Source organism: Pseudomonas sp. 5.2 (genome assembly GCF_059025405.1).
Window position 1 is genome coordinate 1 of record NZ_JBYBHH010000052.1, and the last position, 880, is coordinate 880.

Sequence of the window (880 nt, forward strand, 5' to 3'; positions counted from 1 at the left end):
CGGCCGTGCCTTCGAAAACCTGCAGCTGGGCGACGCCGCTTCGGTCAAAGTGACTGACACCACGGATGACGTGGTGGCCAAGCTGACTGCCACGCCTTCGGTCACCGAAGGTGGTGCGATCACCTACACCATCACCCTGACCAACAAAGATGGCTTGCCGATCGACAAGCATTCGGCGCTGACCTTCACCCTGAGCGACGGCACCACCGTCATCACCGTGCCGGCCAACAGCACCAGCGGTTTCACCACCGTGACTGCCCCGGACAACGTCTACGTCGGTACCAACGACCCAGTGATCAAATCGATCGCTTCGGTTGATGGCGCGGATGTAGGCAAGTTCGAGAACCTGGTTCTGGACAAGACCCCGGTCAGCACTGCTGTCACCGATGAGCCGGGCTCGGGTACTCCAGGCGCTGGCAACGAAGGCGATCTGGTCAAGGTCACCATCACCGCCGATCAGGTATCGGTTGCTGAAAACGTCAAACCGACCTTCACCGTTCACATCAACACCGCCCTGGCTCACGACTTGGTCGTGACCCTGAGCAACAACGCTACCGTCACCATCAAGGCCGGTGAAACCAGCGCGCCGTACACCCACGAAGCACAGGGCGACGACGTTTACAAAGACGCTGGCGAAATCGAGTTGGGCGTGAAGTCTGCAGCAGACATCGATGGTCGTGCCTTCGAAAACCTGCAGCTGGGCGATGCGGCCTCGGTCAAAGTGACTGACACCACCGACGACGTCGTGGCCAAGCTGACCGCTACCCCTTCGGTCACCGAAGGCGGCGCAATCACCTACACCATTACGCTGACCAACAAAGACGGTCTGCCGATCGACAAGCACTCGGCACTGACCTTCACCCTGAGCGACGGCACCACT

The 880-nt window shown here is 60.1% G+C and carries 1 protein-coding gene; it reads left to right on the plus strand.

Annotated elements, in window-relative coordinates; translation table 11 throughout:
• Positions 1-880 (plus strand): immunoglobulin-like domain-containing protein (locus AC5PZ0_RS28245; RefSeq protein ID WP_493856208.1); only part of this gene is annotated, 880 nt, incomplete at both ends.